Origin of the sequence: Rhodococcus sp. 21391 (genome assembly GCF_016772255.1) — a bacterium.
Classification (GTDB): Bacteria; Actinomycetota; Actinomycetes; order Mycobacteriales; family Mycobacteriaceae; genus Rhodococcus_F; species Rhodococcus_F opacus.
In genome coordinates this window covers 5,216,481-5,243,247 of the sequence record NZ_CP063781.1, presented here as the reverse complement: position 1 = coordinate 5,243,247, position 26,767 = coordinate 5,216,481, and the positions used below count along the sequence as shown (strand labels likewise).

General features: G+C 70.7%; 1 protein-coding gene. It reads left to right on the top strand.

Annotated features, from left to right (window positions below; translation table 11 throughout):
- The first annotated feature begins 8 nt into the window (after window positions 1-8).
- Window positions 9-26,711, top strand: coding sequence for a non-ribosomal peptide synthase/polyketide synthase (locus tag GO592_RS24125; protein WP_007297908.1), 26,703 nt, complete (start codon window positions 9-11; stop codon window positions 26,709-26,711).
- Window positions 26,712-26,767 lie beyond the last annotated feature (56 nt).

Here is a 26,767-nt window from a genome sequence, read left to right as displayed (position 1 = left end):
GAGTTCGAGTGTGCCCAGGACAAGGTGAAGGACCCGTTCCGGGGGCGGGAGAAACGCGCCGCCCCGCGGACCTCCGTGTTCCGGGCGGCGAACCGATTCCGCTCTCGGCGGCGCAGCGGGCCACGTGGTTCGCGCAGCAACTCGAACCGCAGGTCCCGATCTCCATCGCCCAGTACGTGGAGTTCCACGGTGTGCTCGACATCGACCTGCTCCGGCAGGAGACGGTGGAAGCGGCCCGTGAGTTCGAATCACCCTTCCTCAAGGTGTACGACGTCGAGGGCCGGCCGCTGCAGTACGTGGACCATCGGACGGACACGTCGATCGCGTACGTCGACTTCCGTGCGGAAGACGACCCGGTGGCGGCGGCACACGAATGGATGGAACGCGATTACGTCACGCCGCTCGACCTGAGCGCCGACCGGCTGGTCGAGACGTCGATCCTGCAAACCGGTGACACACACTTCCTGTGGTATAGCAGGATTCACCACGTCGCGCTCGACGGTTACGGCGCCATGACGATGCTGCGCCGCATCGCACACCGCTATTCCGCGAAAATCGCGGGCCGCGAACCGGATCCGAACCGGGCGGTGAGCCTGCGGCAGTTGTACGACATCGACAGCCGGTACCGCGCCTCCGAGCGTTTCGCAACCGATCGAGAGTACTGGGCCGCGCGGGTCGCCGGGCTCGAGGGCACCACGCTGGCGCGGACGGCGGGGCAGGTGTCGGCCACCAGCACGGTGGAGAGTGCCGTCCTCTCGGACGACGTCGTGGCGGTTCTCGATTCCCGCGACAGCCTGTCTGCGGCGACCATCATCGCGGCCGCGGCGTGCTACCTGGCGCGACGTACCGGCAGAACCGATGTACTGGTGACGATTCCGGTGTCGGCGCGCACCACGGCGGTGCTGCGCAATTCCGGTGGCATGCTCGTCAACGTGGCCCCGATGCCCGTCAGCGTCCGGGCCGACGACACCGTCGCGGAACTGATCGAGAAGGTCCAGCGTGAGCTGGTCGCCGCACTGCGACACCAGCGGTGCAGCCTCGACGACATCCGTCGCGACGCCGGCGACACCGCGACGACGGCACTGTACGGGCCGATGGTGAACGTCATGTTGTTCCGCCAGGAGGTCGCGCTGGGTTCGCTTCTCGGCGATTTCCACATCGTCACGTCGGGCCCGGTCGAGGACCTGCTGATCAACGTGTATCAGAGCGGCACCCCCACCAGGATCTTCGTGGACTTCCGCGCGAATCCCAGCCGCTACGAGGAGGCGGAACTGCGGGAGCACCATCGGCAGTTCGTCGAGTTGCTCGAGGAACTGGCCACCGCAGATCCGGCGTCCCGGGTGGGCAGCATTCACGAGACCAGTGCCCGCACCGGCGAACGACTTCTGCGCGAGGCCGAGGAAATCGAGTATTGGCGCCGGCAGCTGGACGGGTTGCCCGACTTCCTGCCGTTGCCCACCGACCGCCGCCGGCCGGCGAGGTTGTCACCGGCGAGCGACCGGGTCACCGTCGTGGTGCCGGGGGAGTTGCACCGCCGCGTGGCCGCACTGGCCGACGCCGCCGGCACCACCGGCCGCACGGTGTTCCTGACGGCCCTGTCGATCCTGCTGGGCAGGGTGACCGGAAGCAGCGACATCGCCGTCGGAATCGCCGTGGACGTGGGAGATCGCACGGACACCGTGGTGGTGCGGTCGCGGTACGCGAGCGAGGTGTCGTGTCACGACTATCTGTCGCACGTCCGGGACGTCGCCACCGAGGCGGTGGCGCACACCGCTGTTCCGTTCGACCGGCTGGTGCGGGAGCTCGACGTGTCGGTGTCGGACGCGTACGCACCGATCGTCCAGGTGCTGCTCGACACCCGCGCGCCCGGCTCCCCGGGTTGCACCGTCTCCGGCCTCGACCTGTGCGTGACCGTGACCGAAGCGGTCGACGAGTCGGGGGCTCCGGCGGGTTCGACCGTCGAATTCGGTTTCGCCGCAGACCTGTTCGACGCCCACACGATCCGGGTGGCCGCCGAGCGGTACCTCCGCATACTCGGCGCGATGGCGGCCGACCCCGAGGTTCCGGTCGGAGACATCGAGATCCTCTCCGCGGGCGAACGTTCCGCGCTGACACCGGTACGAGGACGCCCGGGCCGGTCCGAGCGCACCCTGCCCGACCTCTTCGCGGACGCCGCCGCGCTGGATCCGGTGGCGACGGCCCTGTCGCGGCAGGGCGAGGAATTGTCGTACCGCGAGCTGGACCGGTGGTCGACGCAGGTCGCGCGAATGCTGATCGACCGCGGGGTGGGGCCGGAATCGTTCGTCGCGCTGGCACTGCCGCGCTCGTTCCGCTCGGTGGCGTCCGTGTGGGCCGTTGCGAAGACGGGGGCGGCATTCGTTCCGGTGGACCCGAACTACCCGCCCGATCGGATCGACTACATGCTCGCCGATTCCGGTGCGGTGCTGGGCCTGACGGAGGAGTCGCTGCGGGGACGCCTCCACGATTCTATTCCCTGGTGCGTGCTCGACGACCCGGACTTCCAGGCCGCCTGCGCGGCCCGGTCCGACAATCCGGTGACCGACTCCGACCGCATCCGGCCCCTGCATCTCGACAATTCCGCGTACCTGATCTACACGTCCGGCTCGACGGGGCAGCCGAAGGGCGTCACCGTCACGCACCGCGGGCTCGACAACTTCGCGGCCGACCAGCAGGAACGTTTCGGCGCCACGAGATCGTCCCGGACGCTGCACTTCTCGACGCCGAGTTTCGACGCGTCCGTCTTCGAGTACCTGCAGGCGTTCGGGGTGGGCGCCACGATGGTGGTCGTGCCGCCATCCGCGTACGGTGGCCCGGAACTGGCCGACCTCCTACGGTCGGAACGTGTCACGCACGGTTTCGTCACCACGGCCGCGCTGGGCACGATCCCGCCGGATGCGCTGGGCGACTTCCTCGACGTGGCCGTGGGCGGTGAGGTCTGCCCGCCCGAACTGGTGGCCCGGTGGGCGCCGGACCGCAGGCTGCACAACGCGTACGGTCCCACCGAAACGACCGTCATGGCGAACATCAGCGCACCGATGACCCCCGGTGACCCCATCACACTCGGCGGGCCGATCAGAGGTGCCGAGGAAGTGGTACTCGATGCCCGGCTCCATCCGGTACCCGTCGGGGTACCCGGTGAGCTGTACATCGCCGGTGCCGGTGTGGCGCGGGGCTATCACCGCCGTCCCGGTCTCACCGCGGCGCGCTTCGTCGCCGACCCCTACGGCCGCGGCCGGATGTACCGCACGGGTGACGTGGTGCGGTGGCGGCCCGACCACACGCTCGAGTACCTGCGGCGCAGCGATTTCCAGGTGAAGGTGCGGGGTTTCCGCATCGAGCTCGGCGAGATCGACGCGATTCTGCAGACACATCCGGACGTGCGGCTGGCGGTCACCATCGGCAGGCCGGGGCCGTCCGGGGACACGGTCCTGGTCTCGTACGTCGTCCCGGCCCCAGGCAGGCCGATCGAGACGACGGAACTGCTGCGACAGGTGCGGAACCGGTTGCCGGCGTACATGGTTCCCTCGGTCGTCGTGGTGCTGGACGAGATCCCGTTGACCCCGGTCGGCAAGCTGGACCGCGCGGCACTGCCGGAACCGCGGTTCCTGTCCGCGGCCGCCGAATTCAAGGCGCCTACCGACCCGGTCGAGGAATCGATCGCCGAGGTCTTCACCGAGGTCCTCGGCGTCGAACCGATCAGTGTCGACGACAGCTTCTTCGACCTCGGCGGCAATTCTCTCGTGGCGACGCGGGTGATCGCGCGCGTCAACGCGGCACTCGGATCGGACGTGGGTGTGCGAGCGTTGTTCGAGGCGCCCACCGTCGAACTGCTGGCCGCGTACGTTCGCCGTTCCGGTACGGAACTCGTGGACCGACCGCCCCTGGCCGTCGGGGAGCGGCCCGAACGGATCCCGTTGTCGCTGGCGCAGCAACGGATGTGGTTCCTCAACCAGTTCGACACGTCGTCGGTGGCGTACAACATCCCGATGGCCGTGCGCCTCACCGGACCGCTGGACGCCGACACGCTGCGGGCGGCGGTCGGCGACGTCATCGAGCGGCACGAGTCGTTGCGCACCGTGTACCCCGCCTCGACGGACGGGCCCTACCAGGTGGTGGTCGACACCGCGGACGTCGTCCCCGACCTCACCCCGCACGTCGACGGCGACGAGTCGCTGCACGAGAGGATCGCCACCCTCCTCGCGGGCGGATTCGACGTGAGCGCGAAGGTCCCGCTGCGCGCGGCGCTGTTGTGGACCGGCCCCGACGAACACGTGCTGGTGATCGTGGTGCATCACATCGCCGCCGACGGGGCGTCGCTGGCGCCGCTGGCCCGCGACCTGATGGTCGCATACTCGGCACGCCGGTCCGGGACACCGCCGAGCTGGGAGCCGCTGCCCGTGCAGTACGCCGACTTCAGCGTGTGGCAGCGTCGCCTCCTCGGCAGTGCCGACGACGCGGACAGCCTCATGTCCCGGCAGTTGCAGTACTGGCGCGGTGTGCTGGCCGAACTCCCGGAGGTCAGCGCCCTGCCGCTGGACCGGAACAGGCCGGTGACCCGCTCGCTCGCGGGTGCGACCGCGGCGTTCGCGATCGAGGCGGGCCTGCACCGGCAACTGCTCCTCCTCGCGCGCGAGCACCACGCAACCCTGTTCATGGTGATGCACGCGGCGCTGGCCGTGCTGCTGTCGAGGATGTCCGGATCGGGCGACGTCGCCATCGGCACCCCGATCGCGGGTCGTGGCGAGGCGGCGCTGGACGACCTCGTGGGGATGTTCGTGAACACGCTGGTGCTGCGGACTCCGGTGGAGCCCGGTGAGGTGTTCACCGACGTGCTGGCCCGGGCCCGCGACACGGATCTGGGCGCGTTCGGGCACACGGACGTTCCCTTCGAGAGCGTCGTCGACGAGCTGGCGCCTGGCCGGTCGACGTCCCACTCGCCGCTGTTCCAGGTGCTGCTCGAATTCCAGAACACCGTGCGCGCCCACCTCGAACTGCCGGGCCTGACCGTCGAGGCGGTCGACGTCGACCCGGGGGTCGCCAAATTCGACCTGCAGCTGTCGCTCGCCGAATACCACGACGAGAAGGGCACCGCCGCAGGTATGGCCGCCGCATTCCTGTACGCGACGGACGTGTTCGACCGGACGTCGGTGGAGGGGTTCGGGGAACGCTTCGTCCGGGTGCTGCGGGCGGTGGTCGACGACCCGGCGGCGGTGGTGGGGGACATCCCGGTTCTCGGTGCGGTCGAGCGCGACCTGGTGCTGGACCGGTGGAACCGTGCGGGTGTCCCGGCCGACGCACAGACCGTGGTCGAGTTGCTCGCGCGGGTGACCGCGTCGACCCCGGACGCCACTGCTGTCGTGTGCGGTGACGAGACGCTGACCTACGGCGAACTGGACGAGCAGGCGAACCGGTTGGCACGGTTGCTGATCGCCGAGGGGGTGGGAACCGAGTCGCTGGTCGCGGTGATGGTGGAGCGCACGCCTGCCCTCGTGGTGACGTTGCTGGCGGTGCTCGCCGCCGGCGGCGGGTACGTCCCGGTCGACACCAGCTATCCCGCCGAGCGGGTGGCAGCGATGTTCGAGGACGCGCGACCCGTCTGCGCCGTCGTGAGCGCGGAATTCGCGTCGCTGACGCCGACCGGGATTCCGGTGGTGGCGATCGACGATCCGGCGACGGCGCGTGCGGTGGCCGAACTGTCCGGGCTGCCGGTCACCGACTCGGACCGGTTGCGGCCGCTGCGGGCCGACACCGTCGCGTACGTCATCTTCACGTCGGGGTCGACCGGGCGGCCGAAGGGCGTCCAGGTATCACATCGGTGCGTTGTCACGCTGCTCGCCAACACCCGGGAGCTGTTCGGGTTCGACTCGTCCGACGTGTGGACGCTGTTCCACTCGTACGCGTTCGACTTCTCCGTCTGGGAACTGTGGGGTGCGCTCGTCCACGGTGGCCGGCTGGTGCTGGTCGACTACTTCACCGCACGATCGCCGGACGCGTTCCTCGAACTGCTGCGCCGGGAACGGGTGACGGTGCTGAACCAGACCCCGACGGCGTTCTACCAGCTGACGGAGGCCGATCGTGCGGCGAACGCCGTCGAGGACACCGACCAGGCGCCACTGTCGTTGCGGCACGTGATCTTCGGCGGCGAAGCCCTCGACGTCGGGCAACTGGAGCGGTGGTACACCCGGCACGACGACCGGGACCCCGTGCTGGTGAACATGTACGGCATCACCGAGACCACGGTGCACGTCAGCTTCCTCGCCCTCGATCGTGCGCTGGCGGCGTCCGTGCCGGGCTCGGTGATCGGCGGCGGACTTCCCGGTCTGCGTGTCTACGTCCTCGACGGCCGGCTGCATCCGGTGCCGCCCGGGGTGGTGGGTGAGCTGTACGTGTCCGGCGACCAGGTGACCCGCGGCTACATCGGCAGGCAGGGTTTGACCGCGACGCGTTTCGTCGCCGACCCGTTCGGCCACCACCGGGCGGGCGCGCGCATGTACCGGTCGGGCGACGTCGTGAAGTGGGGTGCGGGCGGCCGGCTCGAGTACATGGGGCGCAGCGACTTCCAGGTGCAGCTGCGCGGGTTCCGGGTGGAACTCGGCGAAGTGGAGGCGGCTCTGGCCGCGTGCGCCGGGGTGGCGCAGTCGGTGGTCGTGGTGCGCGGCGACGACCGGGACGGCGACCGGCTGGTGGGCTACGTGGTCCCGGAGACGGGTGCGGATGTCGATGCGGCGGCGGTTCTCGACGCGGTCGGGGCGAGCGTTCCGTCGTACATGGTGCCGGCCGCGGTGGTGGTGATCGACGCCCTGCCCCTGACGGTCAACGGCAAACTCGACCGGAAAGCGCTGCCCGAAGCGGACTTCGGCACGTCGACGGTGGGGTTCGCCGCCCCGCGCAATCCGGTGGAGGAGATCGTCGCCGCCGTGTTCGCCGACCTGCTCGGCATCGTCCGGGTGGGAGCGAACGACAACTTCTTCGCGCTCGGCGGGAACTCGCTGACCGCGACCCGGCTCGTCGCCCGCCTCAACGCCGCGGTCGGCGACCGGCTGGGCGTGCGGGACGTGTTCGACGCCCCGACCGTCGCCGGGTTGGCCGCCCGCGCCGAGGCCGGGGAAACCAACCTGGAATCCCGGCCGGCGCCGACCCCGCGGGATCCGTCGCGGGAGGTCCCCGTCTCGCTCGCACAACAGCGGATGTGGTTCATCAACCAGTTCGACACGGCCAGTGCCGCGTACAACGTCGCGATCGCGCTCCGCCTCACCGGCACGCTCGACACGCAGGCGCTGGAGGCGGCCGTCGCCGACGTCGTCGAGCGCCACGAATCCCTCCGCACCGTCTTCCCCCTCACCGACAGCGGTCCGCGGCAGGTGATCCTCCCGGCGGAGAAGGTGGCGCCCGCTCTCACACCGCACGCCGTCGAGTCGGCGGGCCTCCACGCGGAACTCCACCGCCTGCTCTCCGCAGGGTTCGACGTGACGACGGAGGCACCGGTGCGGGCCCGGCTGTTCGGGGTGAACGAGCACGAGCACGAGCACGTGCTGGCCGTGGTCGTGCATCACATCGCGGCGGACGGCTTCTCGATGGTTCCGCTCGCCCGCGACGTCCTGTCGGCGTACACCGCGCGGCGCCGCGGCGCCGCGCCGGACTGGACCCCGCTTCCTGTGCAGTACGCCGACTACACACTGTGGCAACGAGACTGGCTCGGCGACGAAGACCAAGACGGTTCGCCGCTCGCCCGCCAACTCGACTACTGGACCGCGACACTGGCCGATCTCCCGGATGTGCTGGAATTGCCGACGGACCGGCCCCGCCCGGCCGCCCGCACCCTGGGTGCGGGCCGCGTCGAGTTCGAGATCGACCCGGACCTCCACCGGAGCGTCGTGCAGCTCGCACGCAGGCACGGGTCGACCGTGTTCATGGCCCTGCACTCCGCGCTGGCCGTCCTGCTGTCGCGGCTGAGCGCGTCGGACGACGTCGCCGTGGGCACCCCCATCGCGGGCCGCGGCGAGGCCGAGCTCGACGACCTGGTCGGGATGTTCGTGAACACCCTCGTGCTCCGGACCCCCGTCGACGGTGCCCGCACGTTCGCCGAGCTGCTCGCGCAGGTCCGCGAGGCCGATCTCGGGGCGTTCACGCACGCGGACGTCCCGTTCGAACGCGTCGTGGAAAGCCTGCGTCCCTCCCGCTCGACGGCGTACTCGCCGCTGTTCCAGGTGATGCTCGAATTCCAGAACACCGAGCGCCCCGAGCTGGAGCTGCCGGGCCTCCACGTCGAACCCCTCGACCTCGCGTTCGACACGATCAATTTCGACCTCCAGCTGACCCTGCGGGAGAACGTCGACGCCGAAGGACATCCCGCGGGCATCAGTGCGGCACTCGGGTACGCCACCGACATCTTCGACGCGGACACGGTGACCGCGTTCGCCGAGCGCCTGGTCCGGATCCTGAGCGCCGTCACCGAGTCCCCGGACGCCCCGGTCGGCGACGTCGACGTCCTCGGCGCCGGCGAGCGGGTCGCACTGACGTCCGCGAGCGGTGGCCCCGGCGTGGCCGCTCGGACGCTGCCGCAGTTGCTGACGGCCGCCACGGCCACGGACCCGGACGCCGCGGCGCTGTCCTTCGAAGGACGTCAGGTGTCCTACCGGGAACTCGACGAATGGTCGAACAGGCTCGCCCGGCTCCTGATCGAGCGCGGCGTCGGCCCGGAACAGGTGGTGGCTCTGGCGCTGCCGCGGTCGATCGAATCCGTGCTGGCCGTCTGGTCGGTGGCCAAGACCGGGGCCGCGTTCCTGCCGGTCGACCCGAATCATCCGGCCGAGCGCATCGAGTACATGCTCGGTGACTCGGGCGCCGTCGCCGGTCTCACCACGGCCGCGTTGCAGTCGGCCCTTCCCGCGTCGATCCCGTGGCTGGTGCCGGGCGACCCCGGAACCGAGGCCGAACTGGCGCTGCTCCCGGCGGCGGCGGTGACCGACACCGACCGCACGTCGGCGTTGCACGTGGACCACCCCGCGTACGTCATCTACACGTCGGGATCGACGGGCAGGCCGAAGGGCGTGGTGACCACGCACCGCGGCCTGGCGAATTTCGCTGCGACGGAGCAGAACACGTTCGACACGACCGCGGCGTCCCGCACCCTGCACTTCGCGTCGCCGAGCTTCGACGCCTCCGTGCTGGAGCTGATGCTGGCGGTCGGGCCGGGCGCGACGATGGTGATCGCGTCCCCGTCCGTCTACGGCGGCGACGAGCTCGCGGATCTGCTGCTGCGCGAGCGGGTCACGCACTGCTTCGTCACCCCGGCAGCGCTCGCCTCGGTCGATCCCGCCGGCCTCGAGAGCGTGCGATGCGTGGTGACCGGCGGCGAGGCCTGCCCACCGGAACTGGTGGCCCGCTGGGCGCCGGGCCGGGCCATGTTCGACGCGTACGGTCCGACCGAGACGACCGTCGTGTCGAGCATCAGCACCCCGCTGGCGCCGGGCGAACCGGTCACGATCGGCGCGCCGACCCTCGGGTTCACCGAGGCGGTCCTCGACGCGCGGCTGCATCCCGTACCGGCGGGGGTCGCGGGGGAGCTGTACCTCGCAGGGCCCGCGCTCGCACGCGGCTACCACGGGCGACACCCGCTGACTGCGGAACGCTTCGTGGCCAACCCCTTCGGGCCGGCGGGCAGCCGGATGTACCGGACCGGCGACCTCGTGCGCTGGACGACGGACGGGCAACTCGACTACCTGGGGCGCACCGACTTCCAGGTGAAGATCCGCGGATTCCGGATCGAACTCGGCGAGGTCGAATCGGCGCTGCTCGCGCACGGCGACGTGGCGACGGCGGTCGCCGACGTGCGCCGGGACGAACGGTCCGGCGACCGGCTGATCGGGTACGTGGTCCCCGAACCCGGAGCGGACATCGATCCGGGCGAGGTGCTGCAGTTCGCGGGCACGCGGCTCGCGGCGTACATGGTGCCCGCCGCCGTCGTGGTGATCGCGGCGCTCCCGGTGACGGTCCACGGCAAGCTCGACCGGAAGGCGCTGCCGGAACCGGACTTCGGTGTCGCCGTCACCGACAGTCGTCCGCCGCGCACCGAGACGGAGGCGCTGCTCGCCGGTCTGTTCCGGGACGTGCTGGGACTCGAGTGGGTGGGTGTGGACGATTCGTTCTTCGCGCTGGGCGGCGACAGCATCATGTCGATCCAGCTGGTGGCCCGCGCGAAGGCAGCCGGCCTGATCCTCTCCCCGCGGGACGTGTTCGAGCGCAGGACCGTCGCCGGTCTCGCCGAGGTGGCCCACTACGAGCGCGCGGACGCCGTGGTGCTGGAGGAACTTCCCGGAGCCGGCGTCGGCCCGGTTCCGCTGACACCCGTCGTCGCGTGGATGCTGGGGCGCAGCGGCGGCCGGTTGGACCGATTCTCCCAGGCCGTGCTGGTCACCGCGCCGCCCCGGCTCACCCGTGACGATCTCGCCGCCGCCGTCGACGCGGTGCTGGACCGCCACGACATGCTCCGCGCGCGGCTCGCCGTCGACGAGGCGGGGCAGTGGACCATGACGGTGCTGCCGGCCGGATCGGTGCCTGCCGACGCGCTGATCCATCACGTGCCCGTGACGTCGTTCGACCCTGGTGATTTCGATGCGGTGGCGAGAGCGGAACTGAACGCGGCGGCGGACCGCCTGGACCCGGCCTCGGCCAGCATGGTGCAGGTGCTCTGGTTCGACGGTCCCGGCGGGCAGGGGCGGTTGCTGCTGGTCGCGCATCATCTCGTGGTCGACGGCGTGTCGTGGCGGATCCTGATCTCGGATCTGGCGGCGGCCCACACCCGCGTCGCCGAGGGTCTGCCTGCCGCGCTGGCTGCCGTGGGGACGTCGATGCGGCGGTGGTCGCACGGACTCACCGATGCCGTGGGGTCCCGACGCGCGGAAGCGGGCCTGTGGCAGTCGATCCTGGACGGCCCCGACCCGCTCCTCGGCTTCCGGTCGTTGGATCCGGCCGTCGACGTCGATGCCACGACGGGCCGCGTCACCGTGGAAGTACCCGCACACGTCACCGAGGCACTCCTCACCACGCTGCCCGCCGCCTTCCACGGCACCGTCGGCGACGGCCTCCTCACCGCGCTCACGCTGGCGATGATTCGGTGGCGGCGCCGTCGTGGGGTCGAGTCGGCCGACGTGCTGATCAACCTCGAGGGTCACGGACGCGAAGACCACGTCGTGCCCGGCGCCGACCTGTCCCGCACCGTCGGGTGGTTCACCACACTGTTCCCGGCGCGACTCGACCTCACCGGCATCGGCGTCGACGCCGCCCTAGCCGGCGACGACGCGGCCGGGTCCGCGATCAGGGCGATCAAGGAACAACTCCTCGCCATCCCCGATCACGGCATCGGCTACGGGATGCTGCGGTACCTGGATCCGGTCGGCTCGGAGGCACTGCGCCGATTCCGGCCACCGCAGGTGAGTTTCAACTATCTCGGCCGGGTGGCGACGAGCGGCGGCGACGTGCCCTGGCTGCCCGTCGCCGGCAGCGGGGACCTCGGCGGAACCCAGAACTACGACATGCCCGCCGCCTGGGTCGTGGACGTCAACGCCGCCACCACCGTCCGGGACGGCGCCCCGGTACTCACCGCGACGTGGTCGTACCCCACGGGTGTGCTGGCCGCCGAGGACGTGGAAGAGCTGTCCGCACTGTGGGTTCGGGCACTCACCGCCCTGGCCGAGCACGCGAGCCGTCCGGGCGCCGGCGGGCTGACACCGTCCGATCTCGATCTGGTGTCGGTCGGGCAGACAGACATCGACCGGTTCGAGAGCACCTACCCGGACGTCGCCGACATCTGGCCGTTGTCACCGCTGCAGGCCGGTCTGCTGTTCCACGCGCAGCTGTCCGAGCATCGCCTCGACGCGTATCAGGTGCAGCTGGTCCTCGACCTGCGCGGCACCGTCGACTCCGCCAGACTCCGCCGCGCCGCACAGGGCCTGCTCGACCGGCACGCGAACCTCCGGGTGGCGTTCGCCGACACCGGTGGCGGACCGGTCCAGGTGGTACTCGCGAGGGCGACCGCGCCGTGGACCGACGTCGACCTGTCGGATCTCGACGACACCCGGATCGCGACGGAGGCGGCGGCACTCGTCGCGGCCGAGCGCGCCGTCCCGTTCGAGATGTCCGAGGCGCCGCTGCTCCGATTCACGTTGCTGCGCACCGCCCCCGACCGGTACCGGCTGGTCGTGACCCATCACCACATCCTCCTCGACGGATGGTCGACGCCGCTGGTGATCAAGGACCTGCTCGTCCTCTACGCCACGGACGGCGACACGACGGCCCTTCCCCGCGTCACGTCCTACCGCGACTACCTGCAGTGGATCGGCAGGCAGGACCACGAACGGTCTACGGCTGCCTGGGTATCCGCCCTCGCCGGCTCGGACGAGCCGACGTTCGTGGCGCCCGCGGCGCGCGGCGAGCAGAGCTTCGCCGAACCCGAGGACGTGCGCCTCGACGTGGGCGAGGAGAAGACCCGAGCGCTCGAGACCCTCGCGCGGGAGCACGGGCTGACGATGAACACCCTCGTCCAGGTGGCGTGGGGGCTCGTGCTGACCACGCTCGGCACCCGCGAGGACGTGGTTTTCGGAGCCACGGTGTCCGGCCGCCCACCGGGAGTAGCAGGCATCGAGTCGATGGTGGGGCTGTTCATCAACACGGTGCCCGTCCGGTTGCGCCTGCGCCGCGAGGAGACACTCGCCGAACTGCTGCAGCGTTTCCAGCGTGAACAGTCCGCCCTCCTCGATCACCACTACGTGGGACTCACCGAGATCCAGCGCGCCGTGGGCGAGGGCGCCGTGTTCGACACGCTGACCGTGTTCGAGTCGTATCCGGTGGACCGCATGGGGTTGTCGGAAGACACCGACATCGACGGCATGCACGTCGCCGGGATCGAGGGGATCGACTCCACCCACTACCCGTTCACCCTGATGGCGCACGTCGACACCGGACTGCACCTGCGACTGCGGTACCAGCCGAACGTCTTCCAGAGCGAGTTCGCGGAGTCGGTGGCGGCCCGCGTCGCACGCGTCGTGCAGATCCTGCTGTCGGATGTCGATACACCCATCGCCCACCTCACCCTGCTGTCGGAGGCCGAACTCCGGGAGTACACCGCGGTGTCCGGGGCCCCCGCCGGCCCGCCGAAGACCCTGCCCGAGATCCTCACCGCCTCGGCCGGGAACCGGCGGGAAGCGCCCGCGCTCGTCTTCGACGGACGCGAGACGAGCTACCGCGAACTCGACGAGCGGTCGAGCGCGCTGGCCCGCATCCTCATCGAACGCGGTGCCGGGCCGGAGACGTTCGTGGCGCTCGGGCTACCCCGATCACGGGAATCGGTGCTGGCCGTGTGGGCGGTCGCGAAGGCGGGCGCGGCGTTCGTGCCCGTCGACCCGAACTATCCCGCCGACCGCATCGAGCACATGCTGGCCGATTCCGGTGCGGCACTGGGTGTGACGACGTCGGCACACCGGCACCGATTGCCCGGTTCCGTGCCGTGGCTGGTGCTGGACGATCCGGCCTTCGACCGCACGTGGGCCGCCGCATCGCCGGTCCACGTCACCGACCTGGACCGCCGGTCGGTGCTCGACGTCGACCACGCCGCGTACGCCATCTACACATCCGGGTCCACCGGCAGGCCGAAGGGCGTCGTCGTCACCCACCGCGGTCTGGCGAACCTGCTCACCGAACAGACCGAGCACTACACCGTGTCGCCCGACGCCCGGTGCCTGCACATCTGTTCACCCAGCTTCGACGTGGCGATACTCGAACTCGTCCAGTCGTGTGCCGCCGGGGCGACGCTCGTCGTCGCTCCCCCCGACGTCTACGGCGGGGCGGAACTGGCCGCGCTGCTGCGGCGCGAACGCGTCACCCACGCCTGCATCACCCCGGCCGTCCTGTCCACCGTGGAGCGCGATCGCATCGAGCACCTCGAGGCGCTCGTCGTGGCCGGCGACGCCGTCGGTGACGAACTGGTCGCCGCGTGGGGTGCGGATCGGGCGATGTTCAACGGGTACGGCCCCACCGAGGCCACCATCCTCACCACGTTCAGCCGGCCGATGAGACCGGGCGAGCCGGTCACCATCGGGAGCCCCGTCCGGGGCATCGCGCTGTCGGTCCTCGACGCGCGGCTGCAGCCCGTTCCGGCCGGGGTGCCCGGCGAGCTGTACATCGCGGGACCGGCGCTGGCCCGCGGATACCACCGCCGGCCTGCGCTCACCGCGGAGCGGTTCGTCGCCGACCCCTACGGCGGCGGCCGGATGTACCGCACGGGCGACGTCGTGCGGTGGCGTCGCGACCACACCCTCGAATACCTCGGGCGCAGCGACTTCCAGGTGAAGATCCGCGGTCAGCGCGTCGAACTGGGGGAGATCGATTCCGTTCTCACCACCCACCCGCACGTCGACTTCGCCGCGACCCTCGGCAGGCCGGGCCCGCTGGGGGACACGGCGCTGGTGTCGTACGTGCTGCCGCACGACGGCGAGGAGGTGGCGCCGCCGGACGTGCTCGCGTTCGCGGGCCGGATCCTGCCCAAGTACATGGTGCCCGCCGCGGTGGTCGTCCTCGACGAGATTCCACTGACCCCCGTCGGCAAGCTCGACCGGAAGGCGCTGCCCGCACCGGAATTCACGTCGGCGACCATCGGGTACCGGGCGCCCACCACTCCGGTCGAGGAGGCCGTCGCGCAGGTGTTCGCCGACGTGCTCGGTGCCTCGCGTGTCGGTGCGGACGACAGCTTCTTCGAACTCGGCGGCGACTCGCTCAGCGCCACCCGGGCGGTGGCGCGCATCAACTCCGCCCTCGACGCCGGGATCGGCGTGGCCGCGCTGTTCGACGCGCCCGTCGTGGCCGATCTGGCGGTCCGGATCGACTCGGCGGCGACGGCGACCACCCCGTCGGTGGCACTCGCCGCACGACCGCGCCCCGACCGGATCCCGTTGTCGCTGGCGCAGCAACGCATGTGGTTCGTCAACCAGTTCGACACGTCTTCCCCCGCCTACAACATCCCGATCGCTCTGCGACTGACCGGAGTCCTCGATCACGCCGCCCTGCTCGCGGCGGTCGGCGACGTCGTCGAACGGCACGAATCGCTGCGCACCGTGTTTCCCGGGTCTGTGGACGGACCGCACCAGGTGATCGTCGATCCCGGGCGGGCCACCCCCCGCCTCGATCCGGTGGCCGTCGCCGGTGACCGTGCACTGCGGGACGCCCTCGCAGCCCTGGTCGGCGCCGGTTTCGACGTGAGCGACGAGATCCCTTTCCGCGCAAGTCTGTTCGAGCTGGAGCCTGAGCAGCACGTCCTGGCCATCGTGGTGCACCACATCGCCGCCGACGGGTTCTCCATGATGCCGCTCGCCCGCGACGTCATGCTCGCGTACACCGCCCGGACCGTGGGGGACACCCCCGGCTGGACTCCGCTGACGGTGCAGTACGCCGACTACAGCGTGTGGCAGCGGAACTTCCTCGGCGCGGTCGACGACCCGGACTCGGTGCTGTCGAGGCAGCTGGGCTACTGGACGGACACCCTGTCCGGTGCGCCCGAGGTGCTGCAGATCCCGGTCGACCGGCCGCGCCCCGCCCAGCGGTCGTACCGCGGGGACGTCGTCGAGTTCGAGGTGCCGGCCCGGCTGCACCGGGCGTTGAACACGATCGCGGCCCAACATAATTCGACGCTGTTCATGGCGGTCCACGCGGCGTTCGCCGTCCTGCTGTCCCGGTTGTCGGGCACGGACGACGTCACGATGGGAACGCCCGTCGCCGGTCGCGGGCAGGCGGTGCTCGACGACGTGGTGGGCATGTTCGTCAACACGCTCGTGCTGCGAACGGTGGTGGATCCGCGGGCGTCGTTCGGTGAGGTACTGACCGCGGTCCGGGCCGCGGACCTCGGTGCGTTCGAGCATGCGGACATCCCGTTCGAGCGGCTTGTCGACCATCTCGCCCCCGAACGATCCACGTCGCACACCCCACTGTTCCAGGTGCTCATCGAGTTCCGGAACGCGGAGGGCACCCACCTCGAACTGCCCGGACTCACCGTCGACTCGCTCGACGTGGACCTCGGCGTCGCGAAGTTCGACCTGGAACTGAGCGTCGCCGAACAGATCGACACGGACGGCGCACCGGCCGGACTCACTGCCGGACTGCGGTTCGCGACGGACGTGCTCGATCGCGGCACCGTGGCGCGGTTCGGGGACCGGTTCCTGCGGGTGCTCGAATCGGTCGCCGCTGCCGAGGGGCTCCCGGTGGGCGACATCGAGATCCTGGACAGGGTGGAGCGGGATCTGGTGCTGCCGGCGCTCGCCGAGCCCGCCGCGCCGGACGCGACCCTGGCGGAACTGTTCGAGCGGGCCGCGCAGCGATCCCGCCACGCGACGGCCGTCGTGTGCGAAGGCGTCTCGCTCACCTACGACGAGCTGGACAGCCGGGCGAATCGTCTGGCGCGGTTGCTGATCGCGCGGGGCGCCGGCCCCGAGACCCTGGTGGCCGTCGCCGCCGCGCGGTCGGTGGATCTGGTGGTGGCGCTGCTCGCGGTGGTGAAGTCGGGCGCCGGCTATGTGCCCGTGGACGTCACGTACCCGGCGGAGCGGATCGCGTTCGTGTTCGCCGACGCCCGGCCCGTGTGTGTGCTGACCACCGAGGCCGAATCCGGCGCTGTCCGGGCGAGCGGGGTCCCGCTCCTCCTCGTGGACAGCGCGGAGACGGTGGCCGAACTCGACCGTACGTCGCCGCTGCCGGTGACCGACGGCGACCGGACCGGACCGCTGCACCCGGACTCGGTGGCGTATGTCATCTACACCTCCGGCTCGACGGGCCGGCCGAAAGGCGTTCAGGTGGCGCACCGCAACGTCGTCACCCTGTTCGCGAACACGCAGCCGCTGTTCCGGTTCGACGCCTCCGACGTGTGGACCATGTTCCACTCGGCGGCGTTCGACTTCTCCGTGTGGGAACTGTGGGGTGCGCTGCTCCACGGCGGCCGGCTGGTGGTGGTCGACTACTTCACGACCCGCTCACCCGAGATGTTCCTGCGACTGCTGCGGGACGAGAACGTCACCGTCCTGAATCAGACCCCCACCGCCTTCTACCAACTCGCCGAGGCGGACCGGGTGGCCGGCGCCGCCGAACTCGCCCTCCGAGTCGTGGTGTTCGGCGGCGAAGCCCTCGATCTGGGGCAGCTCACCCGTTGGTATGCGCGACACGACGACACCGCCCCGGCATCGGTGAACATGTACGGCATCACGGAAACCACCGTGCACGTCAGTCACCTGCCCCTGGACGAGGAACTCGCCGCGTCCGCCTCGGCGTCTGTGATCGGCCGGGCACTGCCCGGCCTGCGCGTCTACGTCCTCGACTCCCGCCTGCACCCGGCGCCGCCGGGAGTGGTCGGGGAACTCTACGTGTCGGGCGCGCAGGTGTCCCGGGGTTATCTGGGCCGGTTCGCGCTCACGTCGACCCGGTTCGTGGCCGACCCGCACACACCCGGATCGCGGATGTACCGGTCCGGCGACCTCGGCCGGTGGAACACGGACGGCCAGCTGGAATATTTGGGCCGCAACGACTTCCAGGTGCAGGTCAAGGGTTTCCGCATCGAGCTCGGTGAGGTGGAGTCGGCGCTCCTCGACTGCGACGGTGTGGCGCAGTCGGTGGTGCTGGCGCGGCGCGAACGACTGGTGGGCTACGTGGTGCCCGAGGCGGGCCGGGTGCTGGACCCGGCCGGAATCGTCGACGCGGTCGCCGACAGGCTGGCGGCGCACATGGTGCCCGCGACCGTGGTGGTGCTCGACGCCCTGCCCCTCACGGTGAACGGCAAACTCGACCGCCGAGCGCTGCCCGAACCGGACTTCGGACGGCAGGTGTCGCTCGGTCGTGCCCCTGCCACGGAGACGGAGCGGATCCTGGCCGCACTGTTCGCCGAGGTCCTCGGCCTCGAATCGGTGGGTGTCGACGATTCGTTCTTCGCGGTGGGCGGCGACTCCATCATGTCGATTCAGCTCGTCACCCGGGCGAAGGCGTCCGGGGTGGTGATCACCCCGCGGGACGTGTTCGAACGCAAGACGGTTGCCGCACTCGCGGAGGTCGCGACCGCGGGGGAGGAGACCGTCACGCTGGAGGAGTTGCCCGGCGGCGGCGTCGGCGAGTTGCCACTGACCCCGATCGTGCACTGGATGCTGGGCAGGGACGGCGATTTCCGCCGGTACTCCCAGGCTGCGCTGTTCACCACCCCCGCCGCACTGGACGAAGACACGCTGACGGCGGCGATGCAGGCCGTCCTGGACCGGCACGACATGCTGCGCGCCCGGCTGTACCGCAGCGACCGGGCCGAGCGCGGTGCGGCGATGGTGGTCGCGCCGCCCGGCTGGGTGCGGGCGACCGCGGTGGTGCGCACGGTGTCGCTCGACGCCGCGGACTCGTTCACCGAGGCCGCGTCCCGCGAACTGGACGCCGCCGCGGGCCGGCTCGACCCGGAGTCGGGTGTGATGGTACAGGCGGTGTGGTTCGCGAGCAGCGCGACACCGGCCGCCGCGGGACGGCTGCTGATCGTCGCCCATCACGTGGTGGTCGACGGGGTGTCGTGGCGCATCCTCGTCCCCGACCTCGCCCTCGCCTGCGCTCAGGTGCTGTCGGGTGAGCCGCCTACCCTGCCCGGCATCGGCACGTCGATGCGCCGGTGGGCACACGCCCTCACGGATGTGGCGCAGGAACCCTCTCGCACAGCCGAACTCGACCTCTGGCGGCGGATGCTCGACACCCCGGACCCGCCGCTCGGGTCGCGGCCCCTCACCGCAACCGACATTCAGACTTCCGACGTCGAGGTCCGGGTTCCCGTCGAGGTGACGGAGGCGCTGCTGACGACGCTTCCCCAGGCCTTCCACGGGAGCGTCGGCGACGGACTGCTGACGGCGCTGGCGTTGGCGCTCGTCCGCTGGCGCCGGGCGCGCGGCATCGAGTCGTCCGGCGCGCTGGTGAATCTCGAGGGGCACGGTCGTGAGGAGCAGGTTGTGCCGGGCGCCGATCTCGCCCGCACCGTCGGCTGGTTCACCACGATCTTCCCGGTTGGCCTCGACCTGAGCGGCGTGGACGTCGACGACGCGTTCTCGGCCGGCTCCGCCGCCGGTGCTGCGGTCAAGGCCGTGAAGGAGCGGTTGCAGTCGATCCCCGACCACGGCATCGGGTTCGGGCTGCTCCGTTACCTCGACGCCGAGACGGCGCCGGAGCTCGCGGCCCTGCCGAGCGCGCAGGTGAGTTTCAACTACCTCGGCAGGCTCGGTTCGGGTTCCGCGGCGGACGGCGACTGGACGCCGGTCTCCGACGCGGGGCTCGCCGCCGCCGCGCAGTCCGGGCTACCCGCGGCGGCCGTCGTCGACGTGAACGCCAGGACCACCGACACCGCCGCCGGTCCTGCCCTCACCGCCACGTGGTCGTTCCCCGTCGGGGTGATCGCCGCCGACGACGTCGGCGAACTCGCGGGGCTGTGGGTCGGCGCGCTCGAGGCCCTCACCGCGCACGCCCGGTCCGGTGGCGGCGGCTTCACCCCGTCCGACCTGAGCCTCGTCCGGCTCGGCCAGAGCGCGATCGACGACCTCGAGCGCCGCTACCCGGCGATGACCGACGTCTGGCCGCTGTCGCCGCTGCAGGCGGGCATGCTGTTCCATGCCGAACTGGCCGACGAATCGGTGGACGCCTACCTCGTCCAGCTGATCCTCGACCTCGGCGGCGACGTCGATGCGGAACGACTGCGCCGGGCCGCCGGCGCCCTCCTCGACCGTCACCCGAACCTGCGCAGCGCGTTCTGTCACGACACCGAAGGCGGGGCCGTGCAGGTGGTTGCGGGCCGGGTTGCCGTGCCCTGGCGGGAGATCGACCTGAGCGGACTGGACGAGGACGCGGCGACCGCCGAGGTCGAGCGACTGCTGGCCGCCGACCGGACCACCCCGTTCGACATGACCACCGCACCGCTGATCCGGTTCCTGCTGGTGCGGACGGCCGCCGGCCGCTGCCGGCTGGTGTCGACGAACCACCACATCCTGCTCGACGGCTGGTCGATGCCGCTGATGATCCGGGAACTGCTCACGCTGTACGCCACGAATGCCGACCTGGCGCCGCTTCCCCGGGTGCGGGACTACCGCGACTACCTGGCGTGGATGAACAGGCGCGACACCGGCCTGTCCGCGCGGGCCTGGGCGGACGCACTCGCGGGGGTGGAGGAACCCACGCTGCTGGTGCCCGCCGACCGGGCTCGGCAACTGTCGACCGTGTCGCGGGAGTGGGTGTTCGACCTCGACGAGGACCGGACCGACCGGCTGCGCGAATCCGCGCGTGCTCGCGGGCTCACCCTCAACAGCATTCTGCAGACGGCATGGGGCATCGTGCTGGCGATTCTCACCGGACGCGACGACGTCGTGTTCGGAGCCACCGTCTCCGGCCGGCCGCCGGAACTCTCCGGCATCGAGACGATGATCGGGCTGTTCATCAACACCGTTCCGGTGCGCGTCACGCTGCGTCCGGAGGAGACACTCGGCGCGTTGCTGGAGCGGGTGCAGGCCGAGCAGGCGGCGATGCTCGATCACCACTACACGGGTCTCGCCGAGATCCAGGACGCCGCGGGTCCCGGCGTCGGGTTCGACACGCTCACCGTGTTCGAGTCGTACCCGGTGGACCGGGCCGGGCTGTCGGAAGACACCGACATCGCCGGGCTCCGCGTGACCGGCGTGGATGCCCGCGACGCCGCCCACTACCCGCTGAGCCTCGTCGCGTCGGCGGCGGCGAGCCTGCACCTGAAGTTCGAGTACGTGCCCGACCTGTTCGCCCCCGGCGCGATCGAGGACATCGCCGAGCGGGTGGTGCGGGTGCTCGACGCCTGCACCGGACCCGACGTGCCGCTCGCCCGGCTGTCGCTGCTCACCGAGCGCGAACGGGCGGAACTGGTACCGGTCCGCGGTGGTCCTGCCGGCTCCGTCCGCACGCTCCCGCAGATCTTCACGGACGCGGCCGCCGTCGACCCGGATGCGGTCGCCCTGTCGTCCGGCGACGTCGAGGTGTCGTACCGGGAGCTGGACGAGCGGTCCACCCGGCTCGCCCGTGCTCTGATCGACCGCGGACTCGGCCCGGAAACGTCGGTGGCCGTAGGTATCCCACGCTCGATCGAGTCGGTGCTGTGCCTCTGGGCGGTCGCCAAGACCGGGGCCGTGTTCGTACCCGTCGACCCGAACTATCCCGACGAGCGCATCACGCACATGCTCACCGATTCGGAGTGCACACTCGGGCTGACGACATCCGAGCATCGAGCCCGCCTGCCCGAGACCACCGACTGGCTGGTTCTCGACGACCCCGCGTTCGCCGACGGGTGCGCGGCCGCATCCGCGGAACCGGTCCACGACCGCGACCGCACGGCACCGGTCACCCTCGACACGGCCGCATACCTCGTCTACACGTCGGGCTCCACCGGCAGGCCGAAGGGCGTGACCGTGACGCACCGCGGTCTCGACAATTTCGCGCGCGACCAACTCGCCCGCTTCGGGGCGGACCCCCAGTCCCGGACGCTGCACTTCTCCACACCGAGCTTCGACGGATCCGTATTCGAGTACCTGCAGGCGTTCGGCGCGGCAGCGACGATGGTGATCGCGCCGACCACCGTATTCGGCGGCGACGAACTCGCCCAACTGATCCGCGAGCGGCACGTCACCCACGCATTCGTCACCACGGCGGCGCTCGCGTCCCTCGACCCGGCGGGGCTGGAGCATTTCACCGACGTCGTCGTCGGCGGCGAGGCCTGCCCACCAGAACTCGTGAACCGATGGGCGCCGGGACGCCGGTTGTACAACGGATACGGACCGACCGAGACCACGGTCATGTCCAACATCAGCGATCCGCTGACGCCGGGGGAGCGCATCACCATCGGTGGACCGATCCGCGGTGTCACGGAGTTGGTGCTGGATTCCCGGTTGCAGCCAGTTCCGGTCGGGGTTCCTGGGGAGTTGTACCTCGCCGGTGCGGGACTGGCGCGCGGCTACCACCGGCGCCCCGGGGTGACGGCGGAACGGTTCGTCGCCGATCCCGCCGAGCACGGGGAACGGATGTACCGCACCGGCGACATCGTGCGCTGGACCGCCGAGCACACCATCGAATACCTCGGCCGCAGCGACTTCCAGGTGAAGGTCCGCGGGTTCCGCATCGAACTCGGCGAGATCGACACCACCCTCGCGGCGGACCCCGACGTCCGGTTCGCGGTCACCGTCGCCTACCGCGGACCGGCCGGGGACACACTCCTCGCGTCCTATGTGGTACCGGCGCCCGAACGTGTCCTCGATACCGAGACGGTCACCCGCCGGCTCGCGGGCAGACTGCCCGCCCACATGGTTCCGTCCTCGATCACCGTGCTGGACGAGATCCCGCTGAACGCCGTCGGCAAGTTCGACCGCAAAGCCCTGCCCGCACCCGAATTCGACGTCGGCACGCGCGAATACCGGGCACCCGCCGATCCGGTCGAGGAGACGGTAGCCGAGGTCTTCGCGGAGGTCCTCGGACTCGCCCGGGTGAGCGCGGATGCGGGATTCTTCGACCTCGGCGGCAATTCACTGAGCGCGACCCGCGCGGTGGCCCGTCTGCGCGCCGCACTCGACACCGACATCGGCGTGCGCGCGTTGTTCGAGGCGCCCACCGTCGAGGCGTTCGCCGCGCGCATCGAGCACGCGGGAGCGGGTCCGTCCGGCCGTCCCGCCCTCACCGCCGGGGACCGTCCCGACCGCATCCCGCTGTCCTTCGCTCAGCAACGCATGTGGTTCATCAACCAGTTCGACACGAGTTCGCCCGCCTACAACATCCCGATGGTGGTGCGGCTCACCGGCGACCTCGACGTGGATGCGCTGACCGCCGCCGTCACGGACGTCGTGACCCGGCACGAGTCGTTGCGCACCCGCTTCCCGCTCCGCGACGGCGAACCCGTCCAGGAGATCCTGTCGCCTACAGCGCCGATGCACGCCCCGACCGCGGTCGCGGACGAAAGCCTCCTCCGGGAGGAGCTCACCCGGCTGGTGTCGGCCGGCTTCGACGTCGCCGCCGCCGTCCCGCTGCGCGTCGCCCTGTTCTCCCTCGACCCGACGGATCATGTGCTCGCCGTGGTGGTCCACCACATCTCGGCCGACGGCTTCTCCATGGCACCGCTGGTGCGGGATGTGATGATCGCGTACGAGTCCCGCGTCCACGGTCGCGCTCCCGCCTGGACGCCGCTGCCCGTGCAGTACGCCGACTACACACTGTGGCAACGCAGGCTGCTGGGGTCCGAGGACGATCCCGGATCGCTGATCTCGCGGCAACTGGCCTACTGGGAGTCGGCGCTCGCGGGGCTGCCCGAACTCCTCGAACTGCCTGCCGACCGTCGGCGTCCCGCACAGCAGTCGTTCCGGGGCGACCGGGTGCGCTTCGCGATCGACCCCGGCCTGCACGAGCGGATCCGGACGGCGGCGCGAGAGTACCGGTCCACCGAATTCATGATCGTGCACGCCGCACTCGCCGTTCTGCTCGGCCGGCTCGGCGGCACCGGGGACGTGGCGATCGGCACCCCGATCGCCGGCCGCGGCGAGGCGGCGCTCGACGACCTCGTCGGCATGTTCGTCGGCACGCTGGCGCTGCGCACCCCGGTAGCGGCGGGACAGCCGTTCCGTGACCTGCTCGCTCGGGTCCGCGACGCCGACCTCGGTGCCTTCGCGCACGCCGACCTGCCCTTCGAACGGGTGGTGGACGCAGTCGGACCGGTGCGGTCGACCGCCCACTCGCCGCTCTTCCAGGTGTCCCTCGAATTCCAGAACACCGAGAATCCCGCCTTGCGGTTGCCGGGGCTGACCGTCGAGGGGGTCGATCCCGACCTCGCCGTCGTGAAGGTGGACCTCGAGGTGATCCTCGACGAGCGGTTCGCCGCGGATGGCAGCGCTGCGGGCATGGTGGGTGCGATCGACTACGCGACCGACCTGTTCGACGCCGACACGGTGCGGGGGTTCGCGGAACGGTTCGTGCGCATCCTCGACACCGTCACCGCCGAACCCGGTGTTCCGGTCGGCGACATCGAGATCCTCGGCACCGACGAAGTCGCGGCGCTCACCCCGGCGCGCGGTGCGCCCGACGCCCCGAATGTCCTGCTGCCGGAACTGCTCTCGGCCGCGGTCGAACGAGACCGGAGTGCCGACGCGGTGTCGTACCGGGGCCGGACGATCAGTTACCGCGAACTCGACGAATCCTCCAACCGGTTGGCGCGCCGCCTGATCGAGGACGGTGCGGGTCCGGGAACGACCGTCGCTCTGAGCCTGCCGCGCTCGATCGAATCGGTGCTGTCGGTGTGGGCGGTCGCTCGAACGGGCGCGGCGTTCCTGCCGGTCGACCCCGGGTATCCACTCGACCGCATCGAGCACATGCTCACCGATTCCGGGGCGGTGTCCGGGGTGACCCTTCGGGCACACCGAGATCGGCTGCCCGGCACCGTGAACTGGATCGTTCTCGACGACGCCGAAGCCGAGGAGCGGATCCGGGTGCAGTCGCCTGCCCCCGTCACCGATGCGGACCGGACGGCGCCGCTGCACGAATCACATCCCGCGTACCTCATCTACACGTCCGGATCCACGGGTGTCCCCAAGGGAGTGGCCGTCACGCACCGCGGCCTGGCGAACCTCGCCGCGGAGGAGCGCGACCGTCTCGCCGTCACACCCGGCGCCCGGGTGCTGCACTTCGCGTCGCCGAGTTTCGACGCCTCCGTGTTCGAACTGGTCATGGCATTCTGCGCGGGCGCGACGCTGGTGATCGCCCCGCCGACGATCTACGGCGGCACCGAACTGGCCGGACTGCTGAGCGACGAGCGGGTGTCCCACGGATTCGTCACCCCGACCGCACTGGCGTCGATGGACCCCCTCGGCTTCGAGTCGCTGCAGACGCTGGTCGTGGCCGGTGAAGCCTGTCCACCCGAACTCGTCGCCCGGTGGGCGCCCGGCCGCAGGATGTTCAACGCCTACGGGCCGACCGAGACGACGATCATGTCGAACATCAGCGAGCCGCTGGTGCCGGGCGACCCGATCACGCTCGGCGCACCCACCCGCGGCGTCTCCGAGGTGGTGCTGGATTCGCGGCTGCGCCCGGTGCCGGTCGGTGTGGTCGGTGAGCTGTACGTGTCGGGACGCGCCCTGGCGTCCGGGTATCACCGTCGGCCCGGACTGACGGCGTCCCGTTTCGTGGCCGCCCCCTGGGGTGCGCCGGGCAAGCGGATGTACCGCACGGGAGACGTGGTGCGGTGGCGCCGGGACGGCACTCTCGAGTACGTCGGGCGCAGCGACTTCCAGGTGAAGATCCGCGGGTTCCGCATCGAACCCGGCGAGATCGACGCGGCACTCACCGATCATCCCGACGTCGGGTTCGCCGTCACGATCGGCCGTGCCGGACCTGCCGGGGAACCGCTGCTCGTGTCCTATGTCCGTCCGATCGGCGGCGCGGACCTCGACACCGCGGAACTCACCCGTCTCGTCGGGGAGCGTCTGCCCGCCCACATGGTGCCCGCCGCGATCGTCGTAATCGACCAGATTCCGCTGACCCCGGTGGGCAAGCTGGATCGCGCCGCACTGCCCGCACCCGAGTTCCTGTCGGGCGCTCGCTTCCGGGTGCCCGCGAACGACCTCGAGGCGGCAGTCGTGGACGTCTTCGCCGAGGTGCTCGGACTCGACCGGGTGGGCGCCGAGGACAACTTCTTCGAGAGGAGCGGCAACTCCCTGCTCGCCACGAAGGTGATCGCCGCCCTGCAGGAGAGACTCGATCGGAAGATCCCGCTGCAATGGATGTTCCTCGACCCCACCCCGGCCGGCCTCGCCCGCAGGATCGCCCTGCCGTCGGCGGAGGGCGGTGTGACGGAGGCGCTGGGGGTCGTGATTCCGCTGCGCACCGAGGGCGCCGGACGACCGCTGTTCTGCGTCCACCCGGGAATCGGGCTCTCCTGGGGGTATGCGGGTCTCGTCCGGTATCTGCCCGCCGACCGGCGCGCGTACGGACTGCAGTTGCCCACGATCAGCGGGGACGGCGACTACCAGTCGATCGAACAACTTGCGCACCGGTACATCGAAGAGATGAGGGTCATCCAGCCGGAGGGACCGTACGACCTGCTCGGCTGGTCGCTGGGCGGGGTCATCGCGCACGCGATGGCCGTCGAACTGCAGAGGGCAGGCGAGGAGGTCGCCACCCTCACGGTCATGGACAGCTATCCCGACAACGGCGAGGATCCGCTGTTCGGGAAGCTCGACATGCGGGATCTGCTCCGCGGACTGGGGCTCGTCGTCGCCACCGACGGCGACCTCACGTACGAACGCGCGGCGCAACTGCTGAACGAATCGTGGGGCAGCGACTCCGGGCTGCGCGGCGAACACCTCGAGCGGATCAACGCCGGATACGAGAATTCGCGAAACCTCGTCCACCGGTTCGAGCCACAGGTCTACGATGGCGAGCTGCTGATCTTCCCTGCGACCGGCGACGACGACGGCACCACGCGCGCCCGGTCGGCGGACGAGTGGCGACCGCTCGTGACGGGTCGAATCGTGGAGCATCCGGTGGACTGCGGGCACAACGACATGATCGAGCCGCAGTCCCTCGCCGTCATCGGGCCGGTGCTGTCGAGGTATCTCGAGGCCGGTCGCACCCGTCGCCGCGAGAACCGAATCCGCTGAACGGAGCCGCGCCGCTGTGCGACGATGGGGTCTGTGCGCCCTGTTGACGGCGAACG